Source organism: Pseudomonas sp. J452 (assembly GCF_024666525.1).
GTDB lineage: Bacteria > Pseudomonadota > Gammaproteobacteria > Pseudomonadales > Pseudomonadaceae > Aquipseudomonas.
The window spans coordinates 1,558,975-1,580,958 of sequence record NZ_CP088294.1; the positions used below are offsets into that span (position 1 = coordinate 1,558,975).

Consider the following 21,984-nt stretch of genomic DNA (forward strand, 5'->3'; position numbering starts at 1 on the left):
GCGGCCCCGGCCGCGCCCCGAGGAGCCTCTGATGATTCGCCTGATGATGCAGTTTTCCGCCTGTTTCGCCCTCGGCCTGGTGGTCGCCGGGGTGCTCCTGATCGGCCTGATGTTCGTCGGCCAGTTCAGCCTGATCGATGGTCTGATGCTGACGGGCAAGCCGCTGGCCAGTGTCGGCCTGCTGCTGCCGGAGGCCTTCTGGAGCGCCCTGACCGGTATTCCCGATGCCGCCGCCAATAGCCATGTGCAGTCCTTCCTGCAGCTGTGCGTGGCCCTGGCCCAGGTCGCCCTGTTGCTGGCGTTGGGTTTCTTCCGCCTGTGGTACGTGCGATGAGCGGCCATGTCGGCTTGCGCGAGGATGCGCGCCAGGGGCATCTGCTGGCGCGGCGCATCGCCCGCCTGTTCGCTGTGCAGCGCGGTCAGGAAAAACCGCAGCACAAGGAACTGCCGAAATGTCGCTAAGCCGTTTTTACGCATGGGACTTCAGCGTAGGCCTGATGAGCGGCAGCACCCTGGCTTACCTGCTGGCGGTACTGCTCGGCCTGTTGCTGCCGTCCTGGCCGTTCAATGCCTTCTTCACGCCGTTGGCGCTGCTCAGCCTGGCCCTGCAAGTGCCGTCCTGGTCGGTGAGCGATGCCGAGCGGGGTGCCTTCCTGCGCCGCGGCCTGCAGGTCGGCGGAGTGCTGGTGGTGGCGCTGTGGCTGGGTTATTTCCTGTGCTGAACGTGCGCCTGGTACAGGCTGCCCGCTGGCTCGGCCGCCTGCTCTATCGCGGCCTGCTGCTGTACTGCTGGTTGCTGCTGGTGCTGTACCTGGGGTTCAAGGTCGCCGAACGGCAATCTGCGATCGCTGCCTTGCCGACGAACATCGAACCGGCCGGTGTCGTGCTGATCGGCGGTGAGAGCGGCTTGCGCGAAGGGTGCGGTGTGGCGGTGTGGCGCATGTCGACGGCCATGCGGCAGCGTCTGGCCAGCCATGGCCTGGCCGCATTGACCCAGGCCCGCCAGGCCCGTGGCCATGCCGACGAGCCTTATTACCGCTATGCGCCCTGGCAGCCGACCCCGGTGGGAGAAGGGATTTCGCCGGTGGAACTGGGCTTGCAATGTGCTGACAGCGACCAGGCCCTGACTCGGCGTATCCACCAGGCGATGCACAGCCCCGGCGCGTTCTACAGCCACAAGGACGAAGGCCTGCTGCTGGTGATCCCGGCCGAGGGGCTGATTGTGTTCGGCTACTTCGGTTAGGCCGGCGGCACTGTCGCCAGCATCGACGGCCGTTGGCTGACATCGGCGTACCAGGTGGCCAGCCCCACATAGCGTTCACGCCAGCCCAGCGCGGGTTGGCGCAGGTCGAGGTAGCCAAGGGCGCAGGCCAGGCTGAGGGCGGCGATGTCGAAGTGGCTGCTCAGCTCGGCCAGGCAGTCCTGCTCGAAGTAGGCCAGGGCCCGTTCGATCTTCTCCTGTTGCCCGGCCAGCCATTCATCCCAGCGTTTCTCCGGCGGTCGCAGGAAGGTCTCGTAACGCATCAGCACCGCCGCATCGAGTATCGCATCGGCCAGCGAGGCCAGGGTCAGGCGCCGCCAGCGTGCACTGCCGCTGGGCGGGATCAGCGGTGCGCCGACATGCTGCTGGTCGAGGTAATCGAGGATCACCCGGCTGTCGTGCAGCACCGAGCCATCGGCCAGGCGCAGGGCGGGAATCTTGCCGGCCGGGTTGCTCGCGACGACACCTGCGTCCGGATTGAGCGGCGTCAGCTGCGCCGCCTGCAGGGCCACACGCTCGCTCTGGCCGGTCTCGTGCAGCAGCACCAGCACCTTGCGCACGAAGGGCGAGGCGGGCGAATGGAACAGGGTCATGGTGCTCATAGGGGCTCCTCAGCAGGTGAGCAAGCGTAGCCCGGATGCAATCCGGGAGCGGAATTTCCCGGATTGCATCCGGGCTACGGTTGGGGCGCTCGTGCTCGGGTAGCACGCAGCGCCGATTTTGCCTTGCCTGGGGTGCTGCGCAGAACTCAGGCCTGGCTTTCCAGGGCAAATTCACTGGCGCGCCAGTGCCGGGTGCGGCGCCAGTAGGCCAGGGTGCTGGCCGGCCACAGGGTGGTGTTATGGCCGGTGGCGTCCAGGTACCAGCTGCGGCAGCCGCTGGCCCATACCGAGCCGGCCATGCGTTGGCGTACGTCGCGGGCGAAGGCCTGCTGCACCTCGCGGCGCACTTCGAGGCTGCGCAGGTTGCCGCGGCGCAGGTGCAGGATGGCTTGGCGGATGAAATGGATCTGCGCCTCGATCATGAAGATCATCGAGCTGTGGCCCAGGCCGGTATTCGGCCCGGTGAGCATGAAGAAGTTGGGGAAGCCGGCGCAGGCGATGCCCAGGTAGGACTCGGCGCCCGCCTGCCAGGCCTCGCTCAGAGGCAGCCCGGCGCGGCCGCGGATGTCCACGCCACTGAGGTATTCGGTGGCACGAAAGCCGGTGGCGAAGATCAGCGTATCGACCGGGTGGCGCACGCCGTCGGCGCTGTCGATGCAGTCCGCGCCGACCCGGCTGATGGCGCTCTGCACCAGCTGCACATTGGGCCGTTGCAGGGCCGGGTAGTAGTCGTTGGCGATCAGGATGCGCTTGCAGCCGATGCGGTAGTCCGGGGTCAGTGCGGCGCGCAGGGCCGGGTCGGCTACCTGGCGTTGCAGATGGTGGCGGGCCATGGCTTCGGCCGGCTTGAGCAGCCAGTCGCTGCTGCGGGTGAAGCCGGGCGCGCGGGACTCGTTGATCCAGTAGATCAGCGCGCGGTAGGCCTTCTGCCAGGGCGCCAGCTGCAGCAGGCGCTGCTCCGTGGTGCTGAAGCGCCGGTCGGCCTTGGGCAGGATCCACGGCGGCGTGCGCTGGAACAGCAGCAGCTGCGCGGCCTGCTCGGCGATCTGCGGGACGAACTGGATGGCGCTGGCGCCGGTGCCGATCACCGCCACGCGCTTGCCGCGCAGGTCGTGCTGATGATTCCACTGCGCCGAGTGGAACTGCACCCCGCGAAAATCCGCCAGCCCAGGCAACGGCGCAATGCTCGGCTCGCTGAGCGCGCCGACGGCGCTGATCAGCACCCGTGCGCGCAGCGTCTCGCCATCGGCCAGGCGCAGGCACCAGAGGCCGGCCGCCTGGTCATAGTCGGCGGCGGCGAGCGCGGCATTGCAGCGGATGCGCGGGGCCAGGCCGTAGCGCGCCACGCAGTGCTGCAGGTAATCGAGGATTTCCGCCTGCCCGGAGTACTTGCGTGACCAGTGGGCGCGCGGCTCGAAGGAGAAGGAGTAGAGGTGCGATTCGACATCGCAGGCCGCGCCCGGGTAGTGGTTGTCGCGCCAGGTGCCGCCGATGCTGGCGGCCCGTTCGAGAATCAGGTAGTCGTCGATGCCGGCCTGTTGCAGGCGGATTGCCATGCCGATGCCGGAGAAACCGGCGCCGATGATGGCAACGCCGAGAACGGGGGATTCGTTGACCATGAACTCACCTGCTGGGGCTGGTGCGCCCACTCTAGGTGATCATTCCGGGCCGCGCGAGTGCAGGTTTCAGCCGCGTCGTGGCAGCAGCGGCCAGACGCCGAGCACGGCCGGCAGGCCCAGGCCGAGCCAGGCCAGGGCGTCCCACCAGCCGTCGCCGAGCAGGGCGGCGAACAGTCCGGCGGCGCCCAGCAGGGCCAGCACGGCGGGAATGGCGAAGGTCGCTTGCCTCATGCCACCACCTCGTCGCGCAGGGCCGCGCGCGGTGCGCGGCGGCGCACCCACCAGAGGTACAGGCCGCTGCCCAGGACGATGATGGTCAGCACATCCAGCACCGCCCAGAGGATCTGCATCGGCCGGCCGCCGTAGTCGCCGAAGTGCAGCGGCTGCGACATGGCCAGGGCGTCCATGTACCAGGGCCGGGTGCCGACGGCGGTCACGGCCAGGGTCTGCGCGTCGATCAGCACCGGGGTCCACAGGTGCGCGGTGAGGTGCGTGCTGCCTTTCATGAACACCGCGTAGTGATGTTCGCTGGAGAAGCGCGTGCCGGGGAAGGCGATGAAGTCCGCCTGCATGCCGGGTGCGGCCTGGCTGGCGATCTGCAGCAGGTCGCTGGCCGGGGCGCGCTGGGTCAGCGGCGGAGCGTCGCGGTAGGGCGCGACCATCGCCGCCAGGGTGTCATTGCGCCAGGCCTCGATCAGCAGGTCGGCGGTGGCGCTGATCACCCCGGTGACGCCGACCACCAGGGCCCAGGTCAGGGTGACGATACCGATCAGGTTATGCAGGTCGAGCCAGCGCAGGCGCGTGGACTTGTCGCGGCGCACGGCGGCGAAGGGCAGGCGGCGCATGAACGGGGCGTAGAGCACCACGCCGGAAATGATCGCGACGACGAACAGGATGCCCATAAAGGCCAGCAACAGCTTGCCCGGCAGGCCGGCGAACATATCCACGTGCAGGCGCAGCATCAGCATCATGAAACCGCCGTTGGCCGCCGGCATGGCCACGGCCTCGCCGCTGCGGGCGTCGAGCATGAAGGTGTGCGAGGAGTTGGGCTCGGTACCGGCGGTGGCGGCCATGATGGTCACCACGCCGTTGGGTTCGTCCGCCTCCCAGCCGAGGTATTGCACCACCTCATGGGGACGTGCCCGTTCGGCCGCCTCGACCAGCTGCTGCAGATCCAGTCGCGGGCTGTCGGCCGGCAGCTCGCGCAGCTGCGGCGCCTCGCCAAGCAGGTGTTCCAGCTCATGGTGGAAGATCAGCGGCAGGCCGGTCAGCGCCAGCATCAGCAGGAACAGGGTGCAGACCAGACTGCTCCAGGTGTGAATGACGGACCAGCGGCGGATCGTGCGTGAATGCATGGGGTTCGGGTGCGCAAAAGCTGTCGGCAGGAGAAGTGCCGCCATTCTAGTGAGCGCCTGGCGTGAGGGGAATCGAGAATTGTTTACTGATGAGATTTAGTCAGGCTATGGCCTGTTAGAGCCTGTTTACGATCTTTTCAGCATCGCTTTAGCGGCGTATGGAGGCTGATGCGGAGTGCTTTTGCCCTCTCTCCCGTCACGGAAGACGACTGCATGGATGCAGGAGTTAGGGCGATGCAGGAAGCCAAAGCCGAGGGTTGGGGAGAGGGCGTGCTTGCCAATACCCTCTCCCCCAGCCCCTCTCCCACAAGTGGGAGAGGGGAGTTTCCGGGGTCGTAGACAGCTTCTTAGAGCGACGGCGCGCGCTGGCGCCGGCGGTGGCCCTGCAGGCGCTGGTCGAGGGCGAGCAGGCTGTCCAGCTGCTGGCGGCGCGCCTTGCTGAACAGGATCAGCGCCAGCTCGGCGGTGGCCAGGGCGTCGGCGCTGGCGTTGTGGCGCTCGGCGGCCTGCAGCTGGAAGTGCGCCAGCCAGGCGTCCAGCCCGGCGTGGCGCAGGCTGACCTCGGGGCACAGCAGCGGCGCCAGCTCGGCGACATCGAGAAACGGGTGGCGCAAGCGGTAGCCGAGGCTTTCGCGCAGGGCGCGGCCGAGCATGTGCTGGTCGAAACCGGCGTGGAAGGCCAGCAGCGGGCTGTCGCCGAGAAACGCCATAAAGGCCAGCAGCGCCTCGACCGGCTCGGTGCCGGCGGCGATGGCGCTGGGCGCGATGCCGTGGATCAGGGTGCTGGCGCTGGCCCGGTGCCCGGCCCGGTGCAGGGTGCATTCGAACTGCTGGCTGAAATCGATGGCGCCGTCTTCGATCACCACCGCGCCGATCGCCAGCAACTGGTCGCGCTGCAGGTTGAGGCCGCTGGTTTCCAGATCCAGCACCACCAGGCGCTGCTGCTGCAGCGGCGCGTCCTGCAGCGGCGCGGCGGGTGGCAGGGCGGCCAGGCGCTGCTGCTGGGCGGCGCTCAGGGGCGGGCTGTCGCGGCGGAGCCAGTGGAAGATGCTCATAGCTGGTAGCGCAGCGCCAGGCTGGCTTGCAGGCGCTGGGCCTGGCGGAAGGATTCGCGCAGGATGCGTCGGTCCAGCTGGTTGAGGCTGTCCGGGTCGAGGCGGTTGGAGAACGGCAGGCCCTGCAGCGCCTGCTGCTGGTGCAGTTGCAGGCGGGTCTGCTGAATGAAGTGGTAGGCCTCCTCATAGGCGGCGCCGTCGAGGGCATCGATCACGCCTTTTTCGACCAGCTCGGCGAAGCGCCGCTGGGTGTTGCAGTCCTCGACGCCGTGGACCAGGGAGAGCAGGCGCGCGCCGTCGACGAAGGGCGTGAGGCCTTCGGTCTTTAGGTCGAGGGTGTGTTTTTCTGCACCGCTGCGGGCCACCACGAAGTCGCGGAAGCGCCCCACCGGCGGCCGGTGCTGCAGGGCGTTGGCCGCCAGCATGCGCTGGAACAGGCTGTTGTCGCGGATCTCGGCGAACAGCTGCTCGCGCAGTTGCTCGCCGCCGTCCTCGGCGCCCCAGATCACCCGCAGGTCGAAGTAGATGCTGGAGCCGAGCAGATTCTCCGGGCTGGCCTCGCGCACGAAGCTGCTGAAGCGCCGTGCCCACTCGCTGCGCGACAGGCACAGCGCCGGGTTGCCGGCCATGATGTTGCCTGGGCAGAGGCTGAAGCCGCATAGCGCCAGCTGCTGGTTGATGCGTTTGGCCAGGGGCAGCAGGCGCTGGCGGATGGCCTCGGATTCCTCGGTGCTGGTCGCGTCGAAGAGGATGCCGTTGTCCTGGTCGGTGTGCAGGGTCTGCTCGCGGCGGCCCTCGCTGCCAAAGCACAGCCAGCTGAACGGTACGCCGGGGTCGCCGAGTTCCTCGATGCACAGCTCGATCACCCGGCACACGGTGTGGTCGTTGAGCAGGGTGACCAACTGGGTGATCTGCGTCGAGCTGGCGCCGTGGGCCAGCATGCGCTCGACCAGCAGGCGGATGTCGCTGCGCAGGGCGGCCAGCGTCTCGACCTTGCCGGCATGGCGGATGGTGCGCGCCAGGTGCACCAGATCGACCCGCTGCAGGGAGAACAGGTCGCGCTCGGAGACCACGCCGACCAGCTGGCCGTGCTCGACCAGGCAGACGTGGGCGATATGCCGTTCGGTCATCGCCAGGGCGGCGTCGAAAGCACTGGCCTGGGGCGACAGATGGAAGGGGCGCTGGGTCATCAGCGCCTCGATCGGCTGCTCCAGCGAGCTGCCATCGGCGACCACCCGGCGCAGGTCGCGCAGGGTGAAGATGCCCAGCGGGCGGTTGCCTGCATCGACGATGACGATGCTGCCGACATGCTGCTCGTGCATGCGCCGCACCGCCTCGCGCAGTGGTGTTGCGGCACTGCAGCCGACCGGCTGCTGCATCGCCAGTTCGCGCAGCGAAGTGTCCAGCGAGTACTGCGCGCCGAGGCTTTCCGCGGCGCGCAGCTGCACCTGCTGGTTGACCTGGTCGAGCAGGCTGCTGACCCCGCGCAGCGCGAAGTCGCGAAACGGCGCGGACTGGGAAAACAGGCGGACGAAGGCCTCCTTGCCCAGCAGCAGGCAGAAGGTGTCTTCGCCGGCCAGGTGTTCGGTGCGGGTGGCGCGTTCGCCGAGCAGGGCGGCCAGCGGGAAGCACTCGCCGCTGGCGATCTCGAAGGTGGTCTCGCTGCCGCGTTTGGCCGAGTGCGGGCGCTCGCCGACCACCAGGCCCTGCTTGACGATGTAGAAGTGCTGCACCGGGCCGTCGGCGGGCTTGATGATGCTCTCGCCGGCGCCGTAGAAGCGCAGCTGGCAGTGCTCGACCAGATAGGCCAGCTGGGCGCTGTCCATCTGGTTGAACGGCGGGTACTTGCGCAGGAACTCCATGGTGCCGTGGATGTTCTGCAGCACGGCGGTCTTGCCGGCGGCGCTGCTTTCCTTGGACTGCATGCGGGCTGCCCTGATGGCGGAGGTGTCAGCATGATCGGCGCTTGCCGCGCATTTGCCCATTGGACCTAGGTCGCAGGCGGCCGATCAGGCTGGCGGCACGGCGTGGATTGCGGCAGATTGGCGGCTCCCTTGGGTGGGAGCTTTTGAGTAGCTGCGATGTAGCCGGACTTCAGTCCGGGAGCTGGCAGGCGTGCCCCGGACTGAAGTCCGGGCTACCGGCTCACGCCCCAACACCGGCCATGGCCTGGTGGTGGACAATGCAGCGCAGTTTTCCACCCTGCTCAAGCCTGCCAGCCCAGCAGGGGAGGGCGCTGTGCTTATCCGCCGGCTTGTTCGCCAGCGGCGAGAGCGCGGAAAGATCGTAAACAGATTCTCAGGAGCCCTTTGCCATGTCTGTTGCACTCACCCAACTGCTGGGTATCCGCCATCCGCTGATCCAGGCGCCAATGGTCGGCGTGTCCACCCCGGCGCTGGCGGCCGCGGTGTCGGATGCCGGTGGCCTGGGCTCGCTGGGCATCGGTGCCAGCACGCCGGAGCAGGCGCGCGCGTTGATCAGTGCGACCCGCGCGCTGACGGCCGCGCCCTTCAACGTCAACCTGTTCTGCCACCGCCCGGCGCTGGCCGATGGATCCCGCGAGGCGGCCTGGCTGGAGCAGCTGCGGCCGTTGTTCGGCGAATTCGGCGCCGAGCCGCCGGCCCGCCTGACGGAAATCTACCGCAGCTTCCTGGCCGATCCGGCCATGCTGGAGATGCTGCTGGAGGAGCGCCCGGCGGTGGTCAGCCTGCACTTCGGGCTGCCGCCGCAGACGTGGGTCGTGGCGTTGCAGCAGGCTGGCATGCGCGTGCTGGCCTGCGTCACCAACCTGGCCGAAGCGCGCCTGGCCGAGGCGGCGGGCGTCGATGCGCTGGTCGCCCAGGGCATCGAGGCCGGTGGCCATCGCGGGGTGTTCGAGCCAGAAGCGGGCGACGCGGCTATCGGCACCCTGGCCCTGGTACGCCTGCTGGTGACGCAGACCACGCTGCCGGTGATTGCGGCGGGCGGCATCATGGATGGCGCCGGGATCAACGCGGCGCTGGCCCTGGGCGCGGCCGGCGTGCAGCTGGGCACCGCCTTCGTGCTCTGTCCCGAGTCGGCGGCCAATGCGCCGTACCGGGCGGCGCTGCGCAGTGAGCAGGCTCAGCGCACGCAGATCACCGCGAACATCTCCGGGCGCCCGGCGCGCGGCCTGCCCAATCGCCTGTATGGCGAGTTCGCCGCGGCGCTGCCGGATTACCCGATCGCCTACGATGCGGCCAAGGCCCTGCACGCGGCGGCCAGCGCCCAGGGCTGCCATGACTTCGCCGCGCAGTGGGCCGGGCAGGGCGCGCCGCTGGCCCGCGAGCTGCCGGCGGCCGAACTGGTTGCCGTGCTGTTGGCGGAGATGCAGGCCAACCACTAAAAGCAAAAAGGCCCGGGTGGATAATCCACCCGGGCCTCATGCAACCCTCGGATCAGTCAGCCAGGTTGCTGGCTGCGGTACTCGGTGGTGGTCATGCCGGCGTAGCCCCAGTTATCGGTATCCACTTCCTCGATGACGATATGGGTCAGTTCCGGGCGCTTGTTCAGCACCCGTTGCAGGGTTTCGGTGATTTCGGCGATGACCTGGGCTTTCTGCTCGCGGCTGACGCCGTCCTTGGTGATGCGGACGCTGACGAAGGGCATGTTGTGGTTCCTCGTGGGTGATGATTTAGGGGCTTACCAGGTGCCGCTGCTCATGCCGCCGTCCACCGGCAGCACGGCGCCGGTGGTGAAGGCCGCCTGGCTGAGATAGAGCACGGCGTCGGCAATTTCACTGGCGCGGGCGATGCGCCCGGCCGGTTGCAGGGTATTGAGGAAGGCGTGCTGCTCGGCGCTGTACATCGGCGTATCGACGATGCCCGGCGCCACCGCGTTGACCTGGATATTGTGCGGCGACAGTTCCAGGGCCAGGGCGCGGGTGGCCTGGTTGAGGCCGCCCTTGAGCAGCACCGGCAGGGTCGCCGGCACCTTGATGCTGGGCTGCAGGGCGATGCTCGCGGTGATGTTGACGATATGCCCGCGGCGCCGCGGGATCATGTGTGCTGCCACCGCCTGCGAGGCGTACACCACGCCCTTGAGGTTGGTGCTGATCAGCGCGTCGATCTCCTCCACGGAATAGTCGGTGAATGGCTTGGCGTTGAAGATGCCGGCGTTGTTGACCAGCACGTCGATCTGGCCGAAACGCTGCACGGCGGCGTCGACCAGCTGGCGTGCGGTGGCCGGCTCGCCGATATCACCGGCCACGCCGAGAAAGCGTTCGGGGCGCTCCAGTTGCACGGCGGCTTGTTGCAGGCGCGCGGCGTTGCGCGCATTGCCGACCACGTTGTAGCCGTGGTCGAGGAAGGTGCGGGCAATGGCCAGGCCGATGCCGCTGGAAGCGCCGGTGACGATTGCGGTTTTCGCGTTGTTGCTAGGCATGATCTCGCTCTCTCGCAGGGAAGTTGGAAGTCCGCAGGGCCGGTCGCAAGCACCGCGACCTGTTGCGAGACACTGTATTCATGCGCAATAAGCTGATAAATCTGCTGCTGATCACTTCACTTGATACCTGGTGTAACTAATCCATGAAGCGCAGCTTCGACGAGGTGCAGCTCGGCAGCATCGAGCTGTTCTGCCTGGCGGCCGAGCTGGGCGGTTTCACCGCGGCGGCCCAGGTCGCCGGGGTGACGCCGGCGGCGGTCAGTCGTTCGGTGGCACGCCTGGAGGCGCGTCTGGGCGTGCGCCTGTTCGTCCGCACCACTCGGCATATCCGCCTGACCGAGGGTGGCCGGGGCTACTTCGAGCAGTGCCGGCAGGCGCTGAGCCAACTGATCGAGGCCGAGCGCCAGGTCAGCGGGCAACAGCTGGAGGCGGCCGGCACACTGCGCATCAGCCTGCCCACCACCTACGGCCATCACCGTGTGCTACCGCTGCTGCCGGCGTTTCGCCAGCGCTATCCGGGGGTGAAGGTGGAAGTGCACCTGAGCAACCGCAATGTCGACTTTGTCGAGGAAGGCTACGACCTGGCCATTCGCGTACGCGCCCAGCCGGACTCGGGGCTGATCGCCCGGCCGCTGGAGGAGGCGGCGCTGGTGGTAGTGGCGACGCCGGCCTATCTGCAGCAGGCCGGCACGCCGCAGGGCCTGGATGAGCTGGCGCGGCACGAGTGCATCCAGTTCGAGCTGCCCAGCAGCGGGCGGAAGATTTCCTGGCTGTTCAACGAACAGGGCCGCGAGCGAGAGCTCTTCACTGCGGGCAGCTACTGCTGTGCCGACGATGTGCTCGGCGGCGTGACCCTGGCCAGCAGCGGCGCCGGGCTGTTCCAGACCTACCGCTTCATCGTCGAGCGGCAGCTGGCCAGTGGCGAGCTGGTGGAAGTGCTGCAGCCTTTTGCCGGGCGCTCGCGGCCGTTCACCTTGCTCTATCCCCACGGCCGCCATGTGCCGATCCGCGTGCGGGTGTTCGTCGAGTTTCTCCTGCAGGCCGCGCATGAGTGGCGCGGCGCCTGATCAACCGGCAATAAAAAACCGACGGGTCGCCCCGTCGGTTTTTTTACCACGACCCCCGTTTACGGCAGGGTCAGCAGCACTTTCACCTGGTCGGTGACGGCGGCCTTGTCGACATAGCCGATGGCATCGGCTTCGGCGGCGACCTTGGCCACCACCTCGGCATCGCCGGCCACGCTTGGCAGCGGCTGGCCTTTGCCGGTGAACACCAGGCCGGACCAGTAGGACTTCAGCTGCGCTTCACTCTTGCTGGCGACCGTGGCGTAGAACTTCTCCTTGGTCGGGTTCCAGTCTTTCTGGTCGACGCCTTTCAGCGACTTGTTCTTGCCCAGGAAGATGTTGGCCACGTCGGCCTGCGACGGGCTGGCCGTGGCGGCCGGGTTGACGATCACGGCGACTTCAGCCTGGACCAGGCCGGTTGCAGCCAACAGAACGGTGGTGCACAGAACACGGATGGACACTTTCATCGATGCTCTCCTCAGAACACGAAGTCAACGCCGACACTGAAGATGTCGCCGTCGAAGTTGTGAGCGGGAGCCAGGCCGAGACGGTCGTCCACGGTTTGCTGGGCATCGCGTACGAATACGCCTTCGTAGCTATCGCCACTGGTCTCGACACGCTTGTACTCGCCCTTGAGCACCACGGTGGGCATCAGGTTGTAGTTCAGGCCGAAGGTCCAGGAATTCTGCCGGCCGGCATCTTCGTCCAGCTGGGCATAGGTGACGTGCGGCAGGAACTCGCCGAAACGACGGCCGCCCATCAGGTAGAAGGCATCGGTGCTGCCCGAACCATCGGCCTCGATCACGCGGCTGGTCCACTCGTTGGCGGTCAGCCAGGTACCGTTGTCGTACTGGTAGCCAAAGCTGGTGAACTTGCCTTTCTGGTGATCCAGCGGGTTGAGGCTGACGTTGATAGTGCCGAAGAACGGCAGGGTCACGTCGTCTTCGATGTTGGCCTTGATATCGGCCTCGACGTAGCCGGCGCGGAAGGTACCGAAGTCGTTGGTGGACAGGCTGATGTTGCCGCCGAAGATGTCGTTGTAGTCGATGTCGTGCATGTCATCGACGGCGAAGATGTCGCGATTCTTGGCCATGCCGCCAGCGACCTGGAAGGACACTGTGCCGAAGGAGACCGGCAGGTTGTAGACCACGTCGGCGCCTTCGTAGTTGGACAGCTGGACCTGGCTGTAGACCTCGTCCGGCAGGCGCAACCAGGGGTAGCTGAAGCCCACGTCGATGCTTTCCGAGTACATGTACACCGGCGTGCGCAGGCGGCCGGTGCGGACCATCAGGTTGTCGCTGGCCTGCCAGGACAGGTACAGCCACTCGACATTGGCCTGCCACTCGTCCTGGGCGGGCTTGATGGTGCCCTGGGCGGTGAAGCCGATGGTGTCGGTGATGCCGTACTGGAATTGACCACCCAGCTTGCTCAGCTGGTCGCCGCGCCAGGAGTCGGTGGTCTGGCCGTTGACGCCGTAGCCCTTGCTATCGTCTTCGCCGCCCAGGTAGGTGAGGCCGGCCGTGCCGAAGCCGTTGAGCCGGTATTCGCCTTGCTCCAACGCCAGGGCTGGGGTACTGGCCAGGCAGATGGCCAGACCAAGGACGCGTGCTGTAGTCATGTAAAGGTGCTCCGTTAGCAGTTTTAAACGCGGAATTGGGCCGTCGCCGAGCGCAGGTGATCCCCTGTGCTGACCAGTTGCTCGCCTAGACGGGCAGTGGCCTCGGCCCCCTGTGCGGTTGCTTGTGCGTCCTGCTGCAACACTTGGGTCTCTTGTTGGATCGAACTCGACAGGCCGATCTGTTCATGGGTGAACTGGGCGATGCCGGCGTTTAGCTGGTTGATCTGGCCGACGGCCTGGGCAATCGCTTCGAGCACCTGGGTGGCCTGTACCGAGCGCTCGATGCTGGCCTGGGCCTTCTCGCCGTTGCTGGTCATCACGTTGAGCACGCCATTGGCGCTGCTCTGCAGGCGCTGGATGATCTGCTGGATCTCGGCGGTGGAGGCGGCGGTCTTCTGCGCCAGGTTGCGCACCTCGTCGGCGACCACGGCAAAACCACGGCCCTGCTCGCCAGCGCGGGCGGCCTCGATGGCGGCGTTGAGGGCGAGTAGGTTGGTCTGTTCGGCGATGCTGCGGATCACGGTAAGCACCGAGCCGACCTGCTGGGTTTCTTCTTCCAGTTGCTCCATGGCCTGCACGGCGCTCATCACGCTGCTGCCCAGGTCGCTGATGCTGGTCGACAGGCTGCCGATGTTCTGCCGTGCGGTCTCCGCCTGGCGGGCCGCCGCATTGGCTTCTTCGGAGGCCTGCTGGGAGCGGTGGGCGACTTCCTGGATGCTGCTGGTCATGGTCTGAATGTCGCGGCCGATCGAGTCGGTGTGGTGCTGCTGCGACTGGGCGTTCTGCTTGGCGCCCTGGGTCAGCTGATACAGCTCCTGCGACATCTGCCCCAGCGGGCTGGCGGCATCGATGGTCTGGCGGATGGTGCCCTGGAGTTTTTCCAGGAAGCGGTTGAACAGCTGGATCATCTCGCCGATCTCGTCATTCGAGTCGACGTTGACCCGCCGGGTCAGGTCGCCTTCACCGCGGGCGATGGCTTTCAGCGAGTCGATCACGCCATGCACGTTGCCCATGATGCCGCGGATCACCAGCACCGAGCCGATGCTGACCAGCGCCACCAGCAGGATCGACAGGCCATAGCCGACGCGGGTGGTGGTGGCGTTGTCGGTGCGCGCCTGCGCCAGGGTGGTCTGGAAGTCTTCGTAGGCATGGGCGCGGAAGGTGTCGCCGAGCTGCTGCGCCTGGCTCAGGTCAGTGGCCATGCGGTCGAGGCTGGGGCGCAGATCCTCGAAGCTGGCGCTGCCCTTGACCAGTTGCTCGGAGGCGGCCAGGGCATTGTCGGCATAGCGCTGGATGGCGCTGCGCCAGCCCTGCAATTCATCGCTGCGGGTCGGATTGTCCTTGGCCAGGCCCTGCAGCTCCTGCTGCTTGCTGGCGATTTCGGCGAGCACCTTGCGCGCATCGTCGAGGGTCGCCAGCTCGCCGGCGGCCACCGCGCTGTTGAACAGGCCGGGCAGGCGCGAGAACTGGAAGATCACCGCGTCGGCTTTCTCCAGGGTAGGGAAACTGTGGGTTTCCAGCGTCACCAGGCGCACATCGTTATCCGCCAGCTGCAACGAGCTGTAGCCCACATAGAGCAACAGTCCGCACAAGGCAACGGCAGGTAACAGCGACAACTTCAGGGTCAGCGACAGATTCTTCAACATGGCAGGTGTACCCAAATGGGGGCGCGAAGTGTACAGGAAGCCAGTTAGTGGCTAAAGGCCACTTATTGGTCATGGTTTGACCATGCATCTTTTGGATGGTCTGCCCTAACTGTCGGCCGACCTCCGTATTGCTATAGCCAGAAAACCGCGTTTCTGCCCGCCAACAGGGGCAAATCGCCATATTTGCGCCTGTATAGGTTGCTTGGAGGGACGAACGGCCGATGCCGCACTAGAATGGCCAGATAAGAAAAAGGAGAGACGAATGCGCTCCGTGATGTGGCTCGTCTTGCTGTTCAGTACCCTGACCCACGCTGCCAACCCTCTGCAGGAAGCCATCGCCGAGCTGCAACCCAGTTCATTGCCGGCCGCCGAGCAGCGCGCGGAGCTGGCCTGGTTCGCTGCCGCGGGCAAGCCGTTTGCGGGGGTGCAGGTGCGCGTCATCGCCGAGCACATTCCTACCCACTGGTACGAGGCGACGGTGCTGGCACCGCTGTTCAGCAAGCTCACCGGCATCCGCGTGATCCATGAGATCAGTGGCGAAGACGACGTGGTGAACAAGCTGCGCACTCAGCAGCAGACCGGTCTGCCCCTCTACGATGCCTATGTCAGCGACAGCGACCTGCTCGGTCAGCACTTTCGCGATGGCCAGGTGCTGGTGCTCTCCGACTTCATCGCTGGCGACGGTGCCGGCGTCACTTCGCCGACCCTCGACCTTGCCGATTTCATCGGCCTGCCCTTTGTCACCGCGCCGGACGGCAAGCTCTACCAGCTGCCGGATCAGCAGTTCGCCAATCTCTACTGGTATCGCCAGGACTGGTTCGAGCGCCCGGAGCTGCGCCAGGCATTTCACGAGCGCTATGGCTACGAACTGGATGTGCCACAGAACTGGTCAGCCTATGAGGACATCGCGGCCTTCTTCACCGAGCAGGTCGGTGAGATCGATGGTCAACGTGTCTATGGCCACATGGACTACGGTGGCTACGACCCCTCGCTGGGCTGGCGCCTGTCCGATGCCTGGCTGGGCATGGCCGGGGTGGCCGACCTCGGTTTACCCAACGGCCTGCCGGTGGACGACTGGGGCATTCGCGTCGAGGGCTGTCGCCCGGCGGGTGCCAGCATGGCCCGCGGCGGCGCGCTGGACAGCCCGGCGGCGGTCTATGCGCTGCAGCAGTATGTCGACTGGCTCAAGCGCTATGCCCCGCCGGAGGCGCAGCAGATGAGCTTCAACCAGGCCGGCAATATCGCCGCCCAGGGTCATGTGGCTCAGCAGATCTTCTGGTACACCGCCTTCACCGCCGACTACACCAAGCCCGGCACGCCGGTGGTGGATGCCGAAGGCAAGCCGAAGTGGCGGGTCGCGCCGTCACCGCGCGGCGCCTATTGGCAGGACGGCATGAAGTCCGGCTACCAGGATGTCGGTGCCTGGACCCTGTTGAACACTACGCCGCTGCGCCAGCGCCAGGCGGCCTGGCTGTACGCCCAGTTCGTTACCGCCAAGAGCGTGTCGCTGCGCAAGACCCTGGTCGGGCTGACACCGATCCGCCGCTCCGACCTGGATTCTCCGGCCCTGCTCGCCGAGGCACCGCGTCTCGGTGGCTTGGTCGAGTTTTACCGCAGCCGCGCGGCGCGGCGCTGGACGCCCACCGGCGCCAACGTGCCGGACTACAGCGGCATGGCCAGCCTGTGGTGGCGCCAGTTGCACCCGGCGATCAGTGGCCAGCTCAGCGCGGCGCAGGCCCTGCACAACCTGGCGGGCACCTTCGACCAGCACCTGCAAGGCGTGGCTCGGCGCCAGCAGAATCCTTGTGCACCGCAGCTCAACCCGCCGCGCGGGGCGCAGTACTGGTTGGCGCAGCCGGGTGCGCCCTGGCCGCAACTGGCGGATGAACGTCCGCCGGGCCGGACCCTGAAGTACGAGGAGGCCTTGCGTGCGTGGGATTAGCCTGTTGTTGCTGGGCCTGCTCAGCCTGCCGAGCGCAGCGGCCGAGATCGAGCTGTTCGCCTGGGAGCGCCCACCGCTGGTGCAGCAGACGCTCGATGGCCAGGGTGCCGGACTGGTGCCCGAACTCACCCGCGAGCTGTTCCGGCGGGCCGGAATCTCCTACCAGTTGAGCTTTCTGCCGCTGCAGCGGGCGCTGGTGAAGGTCCAGCAGGAGGCCAACGGATGCGTGTTGCTGGTCGAGCGGCGGCAGGAGCGCGAGCCCTACTATGCCTGGGTCGGGCCGCTGCTGATCTCGCGCCTGGGGCTGTACGCCAAGGCCGACGACGATCTGCAGCTGGACAGCCTGGAGCAGGCGCGCGGCCTGCGCATCCTCAGCCATCAGGGTTCCGGCGCGGGTGACTACCTGCAGGGTGTCGGGCTCGACGTGCTCTATTCGAACAAGGAGTCGCTCAACCTGAGCATGCTGCAGCGCAGCCGGGCGCGCCTGTGGGCGACCAGTGCGGCGGTGGTTCACGCGCTGGGGGCCAAGCCCGAGCCACGTGAGGTGTTGCCCTTCCTGACGCTGATGGAAGACATCGCCTGCCACCCGCAGGTCGATCCGGCGCTGCTGCAGCGCCTGCAGACAAGCTTGCAGCAGATGTACCGCGAAGGCTGGGTGCAGGCGCTGTACCAGCAGCATGGCGTGAGTCTGGAGTAAGCGCGCCGGTATATCCTTGCTGTCACTCGGTATTCCCGCACCACGAGGCCCCCTATGCCGCAACCTCTGCTGATCATCGGTTCCTACCTGTCGCCCTATGTGCGCAAGGTGCTGGTCCTGCTGGAACTGAAAGGCGTGGCCTACCAGGTCGATCCCATCGTGCCGTTCTTCGGCGACGACGAATTCACCCGCCTCAGTCCGCTGCGCCAGGTGCCGGTGCTGGTCGATGGCGACCTGGTGCTCAACGACTCCTCGGTGATCTGCCAGTACCTGGAGGAGCGTTACCCCGAGCCGCGCCTGTATCCCGAGGACCTCGGTCAGCGCGCCCAGGCCCGCTGGCTGGAGGAATACGCCGACAGCCGCCTGGGCCAGGTGATCATCTGGCAACTGTTCAACCAACTGGTGATCGGCCGCTCGGTGTGGGGCCGCGAGCCGGACCCGGAGGTGCTGCGGCAGACCTACGAGGAAGACCTGCCGGGCATCTGCGACTACCTGGAGGCCCAGCTGCCGGAGCGCGGCTGGCTGTTCGGCACGCTGTCGATCGCCGACATCGCCCTGGCCAGTTTCTTCCGCAACGCCCAGTTCGCCCGCTACCGGGTCGATGGCCAGCGCTGGCCGCGCCTGGCCGCCTGGGTCGAGGCGGCGCTCGCCGAGCCGGCCTTCGCCCACCTCGGCGCCTACGAGGCGGTGGCCGCGCGCGTACCGATCGCCGAGCAGCGCGCCGCCCTGCTGGCCGCCGGGGCGCCACTCAGCGAGCGCAGCCTGTTGGGTGCCCAGCCGGTGCGCGGGCCGATGAGTCGCTGCTAATCGGTCAACGGCGAGGCCAGCCCTGCCAGGGTTTGCTCCAGCACCTCGCGGCCTTGCGCCAGCACCTGCTGTTTCCAGTCGTCGGCATCGACATAGAAGGCATCGCGCAGCTGGCGCTTGATCCGCCCGCTCTGGGCGGCGGGCACCTGCGGGTTGCGCTGCAGCCAGTGCTCGGCGCGCAGTGCGTTGAGCACCTTGAGTCCCGGCAGGGTGCCGTACTCCAGGGTCAGGCCGTTGTACTCGGCCTGCGGGCAGGTCTGCATGACCACCAGCTCGATGGTGCCATTGAGCCTGGCCGACACCGAGTTGCCCTCGGCACTGTTGGTCACCCCTGCGCCCCACCAGCGCCGGGCGCGGGCGATGTCCGCCGCGACCTGCTGTCCCTTGTAGATGCGCTCGCCGACGCCGCGCGGGCCGAGGCCGGTGTGCACATCGACCCAGCCGATGCGCTGACACTGCCGACCATGCTGGCGCAGCACCTGGCGCAGGGTCTGATTGCTCCAGGTCGGTGCGCTGCCGGCGAAGAACAGGCCCGTGGCATCGCTGTGCTGGCCGCGCGAGATGGCGCCCTGCAACGCCATACGGCCATGGCGCAGGGCGTAGCCGAGCAGGCCGAGGGTGCTGCGCAGGGTCGGTGGCTGCTGCCTGGGCAGCAGCAGGTGGGCGATGGCGCGGTAGTCGGGGTTGTCCGGCAGCGGCTGGCTGAAGTCGATGAAGTTGCGGTTGAGGTCGACGTTGTCCTCGGTCACCCGGCGCAGCCAGGAGAAACCGTAGGGATTGAGCGCATGCAGGAACAGCACGGCCAGGTCGTCGCGCTTGCAGCGTTCGATCCAGGCACTGTCGCGCAGCCGATCGATCTGCAGACCCGAGCCGCAGAAGCCTTCCACACCGTGGCAGGCGCTGCTCAGGATCAGCAGATTGGTGGCATCCGGCGCGCCGAGGCGGGCCACATCGAGGGCCAGCTCTTCGCCGTCACGACCTTGCAGCGGGTGGATATGCGACTCGACCAGCAGTCCGGCGGCAGCGCTGGCGTCGAGGAATTTCTGCCGGGCTTCGGCATAGCTTTGCGAGAAGCAGGAAAGGTCCATGGTGCATTCCGTGTGGTGGGGTGGAGCGCCCGCGCGGTTTCGCAGGCGCGGCCGGGCCCGCGGTGCGGGCTTGTGGCCTGTACCGGGCGGCGGCAAGGAGGGTTGGGGTGGGGCTTTGCCCCGGGTTGGCGGCCTTGTGGGCCGCCTGATTTAGCTGTGGATCATGAGGCGATCACCACGCGGCCGATGCTGCTCAGGCGCGCGCCGTACTCCACCGTTTCCACCACGATCTGCGTGCCGAACTCGGCGCGGCGCCAGGTCGGCTGCAATTCGCGGGAGTCCGGGCGGTGCTGCGGGGTGTTGACGCGTTGCTGCATGGCAGGGAACTCCTGACTCAGGCCTGGCTCGGGGCCGGCACGTTGACGGGATCGCTGGAGGCCTGGGTGATGACGGCAATGTCGCCGCGGCTGCGCTCCGGGTCGATCAGGCGCAGGGCGAGCAGGCCGCCGCCGATCAGCACCAGGCCGAACAGGCCGACGGCCAGCTCGAAGCCCCGCACCAGGTCGCCGCCTTGCCAGCCGATGGCCTGGCCGACCACATGCGGGGCGAGCATGCCGGCGCTGGTCATCAGGCCGATGTGGATGGCCAGCATGCTGCCGCGCTGCTTGGCCGGGGCGATGTAGGCGACGGCGGAGTTGGCGAAGGCCGGCACCAGGTTGACGATGGCGCCGCCGAGCAGATAGAGCGCGATGGTCATGCCCACGCCCTGCTCGACGAAGCCGAGCAGACTCATCGCCACACCGCCGATCAGACAGGCCGCGGCTATCGGCACGGCCATGGCCAGGCGTACGCTGGCGCCGCGCTTGAGGGCGCGTTGCGACAGGCTGGAGACCAGCAGGTTGAGGATGATCACGCCGAGGGTGGCGGCCATCACCACGTAGCCGGACTGCATCGGGCTCATGCCTAGCCCCTTCTGCAGGTAGGTGGGAATCCAGCTGTAGATCAGCGCGGTGGGCAGGTAGGTGCAGAAGCCGGCCAGGGTGACGAAGACGAAGGTGCGGTTGAGCAGCAGCTGGCTATAGGGCGCGGTGCCGCCGCCGGCCTCGCCCTGGGTGTCATCATGCTGGCCTTCGCGGCCGACCAGCAGCCACAGCGTCAGCCAGAGCAGGCCGACACCGGCGAGGAGCAGGTAGCCGGCGCGCCAGCCCAGGTGCTGGATCAGCAGCGGCAGCGACAGCGCGCCGAGGATGGCGCCGGACATGATCGCCACCTGGATCCAGGCCGCCGGCAGTACGCGCTCACGCGGGGCGTACCATTTGAACGCGGCGTGCTGGGTCACCGCGGTGCCCGGGCCGCAGCCGGCGCCGAGCAGCATGCGGCTGGCGACCAGGGCGTAGAAGCTGGTGCTGATGGCGGTGAGGATCTGCGCAGCCATCCACACCACCGACATGCCGGACAGGATCCAGCGAGTCGGCAGGCGGTTGGCGAGAAAACCGACCAGCACGCCGGACAGCGAATAGAGGAAGAAGAATGCGCTGCCGATAAAGCCGAACTGTTCGGGGCTGAGTTTCAGCTCGTCGATGATCTGCGGGCCGGCGAAGGCGAAGATGGTCTTGTCCAGCACGCTGATGACCATCACCGCCATCAGCATGCAGATGATCAGGCTGCGGCGGTTGTGGGAAGGGGACTGCATGGCTCAGGCCTCGCTCAGATAGGTTTCCACCAGGCGACCCCAGAGGCTGGCGCCGAAGGGGATGGCCTGGTCGTTGAAGTCGTAGCCGGGGTTATGCACCATGCAGCCGCTCGGGCCGCTGTTGCCATTGCCCGTGACGATGTAGCAGCCGGGGCGCACTTCCAGCATCGAGGCGAAATCCTCGCTGCCCAGGTAGCCGCTCGGCACGCTGGTCAGCAGCGCCTGGCTGCCGACCAGCTGGCGCGCCACGTTCTGCAGCAGGGTCGTTTCTGCCGGAGTATTCAGCAGCACGCCGATGCGCTCGTCGTAGTCCAGCTCGACGTCCAGGTCATGAGTCTGCGCCACGCCCTGGGCGATCGCGCTGATACGCTTGCGCAGCAGTTTACGGATATCCGGGTTGGTCGAGCGCACGCTGAGCTTGAGCGTCGCCACATCGGGAATCACGTTGTGTGCCTCGCCGGCCTGGATCGCACCAACCGTGACCACGCCCACTTCGCCGGCCGGCACATTGCGCGCGACGATGCTCTGCAGGGCCAGGACCAGCTCGGCGGCGGCCACCACCGGATCCTTGGCCTTGTGCGGCATGGCACCGTGGCCACCGACGCCGATCAATTTGATGGTCGCTACGTCCGACGAGGCGCTCATCGCCCCGGCCTGGGTGACGAACATGCCCACCGGCAGGCCCGGCATATTGTGCAGGGCGTACACCGCGTCGCAGGGGAAGCGCTGGAACAGGCCGTCCTCGATCATCCGCTTGGCGCCGCCGAGGGTTTCTTCGGCGGGCTGGAAGATCAGGTTGAGGGTGCCGTCGAACTGCCGGGTCTCGGCCAGGTAGCGCGCCGCGCAGAGCAGGATCGCGGTGTGGCCGTCGTGGCCGCAGGCGTGCATCTTGCCGGCGTGCTGGCTGCAGTGGGCGACGCCGCTTTCCTCATGGATCGGCAGGGCGTCCATGTCGGCGCGGATGCCGATGCTGCGGCTGCCGCGACCGTTGCGCAGTACGCCGACCACGCCGGTGCCGCCGATGCCTCGGTGTACTTCATAGCCCCATTGGCGCAGGTAATCGGCGACCAGCTCGCTGGTGCGCTGCTCCTCGAAGCCGAGTTCGGGATGCTGGTGGATCTGTCGGCGAATCGACGCGAATTCATCCTGCCAGGCGAGGATCTGCGGGATCAGCTGCATTTTTTGTCCTTGTGGTG

The 21,984-nt window shown here is 67.2% G+C and carries 24 protein-coding genes; 9 read left to right on the forward strand and 15 right to left on the reverse strand.

The features are described from left to right. The first annotated feature begins 31 nt into the window (after positions 1-31). The 4 genes from LRS11_RS07015 to LRS11_RS07030 are packed head-to-tail and all read left to right on the forward strand — an operon-like array spanning position 32 to position 1,243. On the forward strand, positions 32-334 hold the full coding sequence (locus LRS11_RS07015) for a hypothetical protein (RefSeq protein WP_409519787.1): 303 nt from the start codon (positions 32-34) through the stop codon (positions 332-334). Further along, on the forward strand, positions 331-462 hold the full coding sequence (locus LRS11_RS07020; protein WP_260496147.1) for a hypothetical protein: 132 nt from the start codon (positions 331-333) through the stop codon (positions 460-462). The genes LRS11_RS07015 and LRS11_RS07020 overlap by 4 nt, the downstream gene beginning before the upstream one ends. Then, positions 453-722 carry a hypothetical protein gene (locus tag LRS11_RS07025; RefSeq protein ID WP_260496148.1) on the forward strand — a complete coding sequence of 90 codons (270 nt, stop codon included), beginning with the start codon at positions 453-455 and terminating at the stop codon, positions 720-722. The genes LRS11_RS07020 and LRS11_RS07025 overlap by 10 nt, the downstream gene beginning before the upstream one ends. Then, positions 698-1,243: a hypothetical protein gene (locus LRS11_RS07030; protein WP_260496149.1), complete on the forward strand. Its 546-nt coding sequence runs from the start codon at positions 698-700 to the stop codon at positions 1,241-1,243. The genes LRS11_RS07025 and LRS11_RS07030 overlap by 25 nt, the downstream gene beginning before the upstream one ends. On the opposite strand, the gene LRS11_RS07035 is transcribed toward LRS11_RS07030, so the two are convergent. The 6 genes from LRS11_RS07035 to LRS11_RS07060 form a co-directional block, all read right to left on the reverse strand. Beyond that, positions 1,240-1,863 (reverse strand): glutathione S-transferase, encoded by a 624-nt coding sequence (locus tag LRS11_RS07035; protein WP_260496150.1) that lies wholly within the window; start codon positions 1,861-1,863, stop codon positions 1,240-1,242. The genes LRS11_RS07030 and LRS11_RS07035 overlap by 4 nt on opposite strands. Before the next feature lie 146 nt (positions 1,864-2,009). Next, entirely contained in the window at positions 2,010-3,482 is a 1,473-nt protein-coding gene (locus LRS11_RS07040) for a flavin-containing monooxygenase (RefSeq protein ID WP_260496151.1), read from the reverse strand. A 66-nt stretch (positions 3,483-3,548) separates the two neighbouring features. After that, positions 3,549-3,713, reverse strand: a complete 165-nt coding sequence (locus LRS11_RS07045; RefSeq protein ID WP_260496152.1) for a hypothetical protein — start codon at positions 3,711-3,713, stop codon at positions 3,549-3,551. Then, the gene (locus tag LRS11_RS07050) at positions 3,710-4,837 is read right to left on the reverse strand and encodes a PepSY-associated TM helix domain-containing protein (RefSeq protein WP_260496153.1); all 1,128 of its coding nucleotides are present in this window, start codon (positions 4,835-4,837) and stop codon (positions 3,710-3,712) included. The genes LRS11_RS07045 and LRS11_RS07050 overlap by 4 nt, the downstream gene beginning before the upstream one ends. A gap of 347 nt (positions 4,838-5,184) precedes the next feature. Continuing rightward, positions 5,185-5,892, reverse strand: a complete 708-nt coding sequence (locus LRS11_RS07055) for a PolC-type DNA polymerase III (RefSeq protein WP_260496154.1) — start codon at positions 5,890-5,892, stop codon at positions 5,185-5,187. Next, positions 5,889-7,817: a DUF294 nucleotidyltransferase-like domain-containing protein gene (locus LRS11_RS07060; RefSeq protein WP_260496155.1), complete on the reverse strand. Its 1,929-nt coding sequence runs from the start codon at positions 7,815-7,817 to the stop codon at positions 5,889-5,891. The genes LRS11_RS07055 and LRS11_RS07060 overlap by 4 nt, the downstream gene beginning before the upstream one ends. 389 nt (positions 7,818-8,206) lie before the next feature. Here LRS11_RS07060 and LRS11_RS07065 point away from each other — a divergent pair, with 389 nt between their 5' ends. Continuing rightward, on the forward strand, positions 8,207-9,256 hold the full coding sequence (locus LRS11_RS07065; protein WP_260496156.1) for a nitronate monooxygenase family protein: 1,050 nt from the start codon (positions 8,207-8,209) through the stop codon (positions 9,254-9,256). A 56-nt stretch (positions 9,257-9,312) separates the two neighbouring features. On the opposite strand, the gene LRS11_RS07070 is transcribed toward LRS11_RS07065, so the two are convergent. Both LRS11_RS07070 and LRS11_RS07075 read right to left on the reverse strand, forming a co-directional pair. Next, positions 9,313-9,519 carry a tautomerase family protein gene (locus tag LRS11_RS07070; protein WP_160491784.1) on the reverse strand — a complete coding sequence of 69 codons (207 nt, stop codon included), beginning with the start codon at positions 9,517-9,519 and terminating at the stop codon, positions 9,313-9,315. A 33-nt stretch (positions 9,520-9,552) separates the two neighbouring features. After that, positions 9,553-10,293, reverse strand: coding sequence for an SDR family NAD(P)-dependent oxidoreductase (locus LRS11_RS07075; protein ID WP_260496157.1), 741 nt, complete (start codon positions 10,291-10,293; stop codon positions 9,553-9,555). Between the two features lie 143 nt (positions 10,294-10,436). Here LRS11_RS07075 and LRS11_RS07080 point away from each other — a divergent pair, with 143 nt between their 5' ends. After that, the gene (locus LRS11_RS07080) at positions 10,437-11,360 is read left to right on the forward strand and encodes a LysR family transcriptional regulator (protein WP_260496158.1); all 924 of its coding nucleotides are present in this window, start codon (positions 10,437-10,439) and stop codon (positions 11,358-11,360) included. 59 nt (positions 11,361-11,419) lie between these two features. Here LRS11_RS07080 and LRS11_RS07085 read toward each other — a convergent pair whose 3' ends face one another. From LRS11_RS07085 to LRS11_RS07095, 3 genes are read right to left on the reverse strand one after another with little or no spacing between them, the layout of a single operon-like run. Then, the gene (locus LRS11_RS07085) at positions 11,420-11,824 is read right to left on the reverse strand and encodes a phosphate ABC transporter substrate-binding protein (RefSeq protein WP_260496159.1); all 405 of its coding nucleotides are present in this window, start codon (positions 11,822-11,824) and stop codon (positions 11,420-11,422) included. Positions 11,825-11,835: 11 nt separating this feature from the next. Then, positions 11,836-12,975: a porin gene (locus LRS11_RS07090; protein ID WP_260496160.1), complete on the reverse strand. Its 1,140-nt coding sequence runs from the start codon at positions 12,973-12,975 to the stop codon at positions 11,836-11,838. Between the two features lie 23 nt (positions 12,976-12,998). Beyond that, on the reverse strand, positions 12,999-14,621 hold the full coding sequence (locus tag LRS11_RS07095; protein ID WP_260496161.1) for a methyl-accepting chemotaxis protein: 1,623 nt from the start codon (positions 14,619-14,621) through the stop codon (positions 12,999-13,001). Between the two features lie 262 nt (positions 14,622-14,883). Here LRS11_RS07095 and LRS11_RS07100 point away from each other — a divergent pair, with 262 nt between their 5' ends. From LRS11_RS07100 to LRS11_RS07110, 3 genes are read left to right on the forward strand one after another with little or no spacing between them, the layout of a single operon-like run. Then, on the forward strand, positions 14,884-16,563 hold the full coding sequence (locus tag LRS11_RS07100; RefSeq protein WP_260496162.1) for an ABC transporter substrate-binding protein: 1,680 nt from the start codon (positions 14,884-14,886) through the stop codon (positions 16,561-16,563). Beyond that, positions 16,550-17,260, forward strand: a complete 711-nt coding sequence (locus LRS11_RS07105; protein WP_260496163.1) for an ABC transporter substrate-binding protein — start codon at positions 16,550-16,552, stop codon at positions 17,258-17,260. Before LRS11_RS07100 ends, LRS11_RS07105 begins: the two co-directional genes overlap by 14 nt. Positions 17,261-17,314: 54 nt before the next feature. After that, on the forward strand, positions 17,315-18,067 hold the full coding sequence (locus LRS11_RS07110) for a glutathione S-transferase family protein (protein WP_260496164.1): 753 nt from the start codon (positions 17,315-17,317) through the stop codon (positions 18,065-18,067). Here the strand turns inward: LRS11_RS07110 and LRS11_RS07115 are convergent. From LRS11_RS07115 to LRS11_RS07130, 4 genes are all read right to left on the reverse strand, one after another. Continuing rightward, the gene (locus LRS11_RS07115) at positions 18,064-19,155 is read right to left on the reverse strand and encodes a M14 family metallopeptidase (RefSeq protein ID WP_260496165.1); all 1,092 of its coding nucleotides are present in this window, start codon (positions 19,153-19,155) and stop codon (positions 18,064-18,066) included. The two genes, LRS11_RS07110 and LRS11_RS07115, sit on opposite strands and share 4 nt — an antisense overlap. 161 nt (positions 19,156-19,316) lie before the next feature. Further along, positions 19,317-19,472, reverse strand: coding sequence for a hypothetical protein (locus LRS11_RS07120; RefSeq protein ID WP_260496166.1), 156 nt, complete (start codon positions 19,470-19,472; stop codon positions 19,317-19,319). Between the two features lie 17 nt (positions 19,473-19,489). Then, positions 19,490-20,788, reverse strand: coding sequence for an MFS transporter (locus LRS11_RS07125; RefSeq protein ID WP_260496167.1), 1,299 nt, complete (start codon positions 20,786-20,788; stop codon positions 19,490-19,492). Positions 20,789-20,791: 3 nt separating this feature from the next. Next, complete coding sequence (locus LRS11_RS07130; protein WP_260496168.1) at positions 20,792-21,967, reverse strand: M20 aminoacylase family protein; 1,176 nt, start codon at positions 21,965-21,967, stop codon at positions 20,792-20,794. Between the last annotated feature and the right edge of the window lie 17 nt (positions 21,968-21,984).